Source organism: Oribacterium sinus, assembly GCF_963537195.1.
Classification (GTDB): domain Bacteria; phylum Bacillota; class Clostridia; order Lachnospirales; family Lachnospiraceae; genus Oribacterium; species Oribacterium sinus_A.
On sequence record NZ_CAUTEG010000141.1, the window covers coordinates 1 to 4,789 of the forward strand.

The 4,789-nt window shown below is 37.9% G+C and carries 3 protein-coding genes; all 3 read right to left on the bottom strand.

Annotation, left to right across the window (positions count from 1 at the left end; genetic code table 11):
- On the bottom strand, positions 1-2,631 hold a 2,631-nt coding region (locus RYL27_RS10915; protein WP_314967169.1), incomplete at its 3' end, for an AAA domain-containing protein.
- 115 nt (positions 2,632-2,746) lie between these two features.
- Positions 2,747-3,652 carry an ADP-ribosylglycohydrolase family protein gene (locus RYL27_RS10920; protein ID WP_314967170.1) on the bottom strand — a complete coding sequence of 302 codons (906 nt, stop codon included), beginning with the start codon at positions 3,650-3,652 and terminating at the stop codon, positions 2,747-2,749.
- On the bottom strand, positions 3,636-4,789 hold a 1,154-nt coding region (locus RYL27_RS10925; RefSeq protein ID WP_314967171.1), incomplete at its 5' end, for a hypothetical protein. The genes RYL27_RS10925 and RYL27_RS10920, both read right to left, overlap by 17 nt.

The following is a 4,789-nucleotide window of genomic DNA, read 5'->3' on the forward strand; positions in this document are numbered from 1 at the left end:
TCCCGGGACAGCTGTACTTTGCACCATATTTCCACCGTAGGAAATGGCATTGGAAATATTAAACATAGGGTTTTTACATCTTCGATGCACCCAAAGTGGAATTCCAATCCATTCATCCTCATCTTTATAGAAACCGAATTTACTGATAGCATCTACAAGTGTTTGGACTGAGGCAGAGTCTGATAGATATTTATTAGATACCCCATAATGCTTTCCTAACATAGCGAGGATTGACGGGTCCAAAGTAAGTACCGGTTTTATCTGAGCAGGATCTCCTACAACCATCACTTGCTTGCTTCTAAAGAGTGCTCCAACAGCGGCCTGGGGAAGTGCCTGCCCCGCCTCATCTACAAATAAGTACCCCAAAGAACCTTCTCCGAGATTTTCACACATTCTTGAGAAGCTGGCAAAGGTAGATCCTATCACTGGAATGACCATATTTATCCAGTTCCATGCTTGACGTATTACTTCCTTCTTCTCTAAGTATTCCTTCTGTCTACTCCAGATACGATATGCAGCTTTTATGCTTTTTCTATTTTCATATAAAAACTGCTTTCTGACTTTTAATGCCTCAATAAACAGTTCTGACTGCAATACTCTGTACTCTTCATCAAACCATGGATTACTTAATTGAAGTGCATCATATTCTTTATACATATCAAGTCTCTGAACCGGCTTTCTCTCCAGCTCCATAGAGAGCGCATTAATCTTGTCAGATAGTGCTCTGATTTCCTTATTTCCTAATTGAATAATGCTGTCATTTTCTTTTCTCTTACAAGATAGCTTCTCTTCATTTTCTTTCAATGCTTTTGTAATACGTCTTTTGCCTTCCTTCAAATTGGAATATTCCAAATTCAGCTCTTTTTCTTTTGCTAATAGTTCTAACAGCTCCTCAGAAAAACAACGCATTTTTTCTTTAAACTCTTTTTTTGCTGCAAACTGAAACCACGAGGGTTTTTGCAGTTGTAATGCTTGTATAGCTTGATGAATATTCTCTTTCTCTTTAAGAATTTTTTCAATATGATTGGAAAAGCTAGCCATCTTACCTTCTATATCGGATGACTCTTGTTTTATCTTTATACTGTCCGCATTGTTCTTTTCCTTAAAAGCTTTAAACTCACATTCTAGTTCTTTTCTCTTTTTCTCAAGCTTGATGCATTTAAACTCTATTTCTTTTTGTAGAAGTAAAAGTTCAGCATGATTTTCCGCTATTCTTTGTCTTTCCTCTTTGTATTTACATTGTTTCCGATATTTTTCTAAAAACCGAGCATAAACATCGCTACTGGACTCATAAGCATTATATAAGTAGTTTTCCACATGTTTTAATGCCGTGATAATGCCGCTCATATTTTCTTTCTTGCCACCCTCTAACGAAAACAATCCCCAATGTTTTTCATCTTCATAAGGTATAGCTTTCGGCACTTCAATATAGTTCCCTACCTCCTTCTTTATCCATTCCATAGAAAGCTTCGCGTTTGATATTTCCCAAAAATAATCTGCATCTCGCAATTTATCCACAAAGGATTCATCTACCTTATTGATGAGTGGAAGTTCTTTTACTATATTCTGAACTGCACCATTGTTGGAACTTGCGACAATAATTTCCTTCTCTGCTATTACGCTTGGCATCACAGCAATATAGGCCTTGTCATAATAATTCAACCTATCCATTTTACTGAGATCTTTATCTGCTAATTTTGCAATTTCATATGCCTGTTCAACAAGCAATTCTGCAAAGACATCTTTCAATAAAGTTGTCTTCCCTGTTCCGGGAGGGCCGTTTACACTTCTGATTTTCTCATTGCTATCTTGAATGGCTAAGTTCACTGCAAGCTGCTGCATCAAAGAAAGTGAAAATTTAGGATTAGCCGGGAATCGTGAAAGAGGATAATTTTTAGCCTGTAAGATTTCTTCAAATGCAGCAGGATTAAAACCCTGTGTATTGGCTTTACTATTCAAATTAATTCTCGATTCATTTTCCCCTGAAAGATAGCACTCTAAATTTCTTGCTTTAATGCTTTTTGCCTTTTCTAAATCATCTACAAAAAAAGAATGCAGATTCGTGGCATCCGTTTCCAAGTTATTTAAGGCTTTCATCCTAGTTTTTTCAGTTTGAATCGAGTATTGATTCAAAAGCTTTGTAAAAGCCTTATTGAAAAATGCTATATAGTCCTCTTCTTCCGGGCAAGCAAAAATGCTGTTGATATTTTCCTTATTTTCCTTTTCAAACTTTAAAAAATCTTTTTCTTGAGGAATACTATTGTTTTGTAAGATATAATAACTGGCTGTGAAAAATGTCATTTCCCCTTGAAGTTTTAGTTCTTTATCAAAATACAAAGCGAAGGAAAACTTATCTCCCACAGATACCTCATCATCTGTCTCCGAAAGATTATATTTCTCTCTTAGTAATTGAATCACAGTGGAAAAGGGATAAGTATTAAAATACAGAACAATTCCACCCTTATCGTTTGATAAATTTTGACCTTGTATTTCTTCGTTAAGCAAAGAGTAATAATCTCTATCTTTAGGAATCTCCAGCTTTTTCAACAAATTGTCATTTAGCTTAATATCTCCCTCAGAGAGATGTTCCACCATAATCCACGCTTCTAATATGTTTTCCCTCTTATCCATTTTGTATTCCCTCGCCTTTTATACTGCCATTATCTTTTAGACTACTATTCAATAAATGCTATGAATATTTTATGTTAGATACTTGATTATAGGAAGTTCAAAATAATAAAGGCGCTTACCATAAACATTCCAAAATCAGCTCTTTATTTCTCAATCTTTCAAGCCATTGTTCTCCTTTATACCCCAAACCATGAATAATTGCAGCCAGGCCTCCTGCCACAGCTCCCACGGTATCCGTATCTTCCCCAAGGTTCACAGCTGCTAAAACATCATTGGCATAATCCTTGCTTATTAGTCCTATCCTTTCATCGTTTTCCTCATTTTCCTCAACGTGACTGATTGCCCACAAAGCAGCTTCCAGGGTGTCCACCACATATCCGGAGGACTTGATTTCTGAAATATCCAGCTGATGAATCCGATGGAGTCTATCGAAAGGCTTGTCGTATTGTAAGGTGGGAAGGATATCCAAAATATTCTCTCCGGTAAGAAGCCTTTTTGCCACATGCACGTAGATTACGCAGGCTTCCTCCGAAATCCAATGCCCGTGGGTGATGGCGGAAACCGCGCGGATTTCTTCATCCGTACATTCCACAAAGGCCAAGGGCAGGATACGCATAAGGGAGCCATTGCCATTGGAACGCTCCCCTTCGCAGGGTTTACCACTGGTCAGTGCCTCGTAGGTGGCATGACCGATGTCAAAAACTTCTCCATTGGCGGTAAAGGCATTTTCATGTAGCCAGGAAAGAAAACGCTTTCTGATGTCCTCGATATGAATTTTCCCGTTATTTTCTTTAAGGCTTTTCAAGGTCGCCAAGGTCATGGAAGTATCATCCGACCAGGTGCCTGCCGGCTGATGATGACAGCCATAGCCTGTGAGGTCCGTGCAAAGGAAGCTACCCCGCTCCTGAAATTCGTAGGGAACGCCAAGGACGTCGCCGATGGCAAAGCCAAAAATGGCGTCATAGAGTTGTTTGTTATTTCTTCTTAAACACAAGTAATCGTTTTTAGTACCAACTGCCATAAAATATACTCTTCCCTTTCCGTATTTCCTCATCTCCCATTTCTTTTTCTTCTTTGGATTTTCCATGTTCACGCACTCCAAGGTATTTATCCTCAGCAGCAATAATGGGATCATACCAATCTGCTTTTAAACTCGCCCACGCAAGCCACTCATGAGAAAATTCTTCCTTTCCACTTTTCATCGCATCTTCGATAAATCTTCTAATATCACATGCAATACGATAGTCTTCAGCTTTATTGGCCAATTCCTTTGTCCGCTGACTTTCCAGGTTTTTCCGCTCACGGATTTCTTCTTTTCTTCTCTGTTCCGCTTCTCTAATTCTTTGTTCTTCTTCCCTACGTTCTCTTTCAATTCTGTTTTCCTCTGATTTGTCATAGAATCGAATCAGAATATCCCCCAGTCGGTCTTCCAATCGTTGGAACTCATTATCACGTAAGTAATTCTTTTCACCAAAAACTATGCGTAATTTCCCATTAAACACATGATCATATTTCCTTATCTGTGGCATTGAAACCCATCTATAGCCATTTTTTAAGTCCTTCTCATACTTCGCAAGCTCCTGAATATCCTTATTAGTCAATTCATGTTTGATTTTATCCTTACTCTCTGCAAACCTAAAACGTACAGAGTCCTTATGAATAGTAACAGAAAGGTCATCATTTATGCTTCCACCTAATGCTTCAATCCCTTTATACAAAGCATTCAAAATAGCTATCGTTCTCTTCGCTCCATTTTCTGATAAATCAGGAAAAAATACCGGCTCACCATCGGGTTTATTTCTCGGATTATAGTATGGGTTGCTTTTTGCTTCTTTTAGCTTAACTCTATAATCCTCCATCATTGTTTTATATTTAGCTAGCACCGGATGCAATCTTGCCCTCTCAACAATCTTTATGGAACATGCCTGCGCAATTACCATAACACGTTCAGCTTCATCAAGATAATCTAATATATCCCTGTATAATCCTTCTTCATTTTCGTCTATTTTAATATCAGAAATACTGTTTTGATTGCTTAGGCTATTTTCTAGCTCTGCTCTCTCTTTAGAAGTTTGCATACTTGCATTGTTTAAGTAAACTGAAACATATTCCAGATTAGATTCAGGTAAAGGTACAATCTCTGCAGAAATATCTTTTC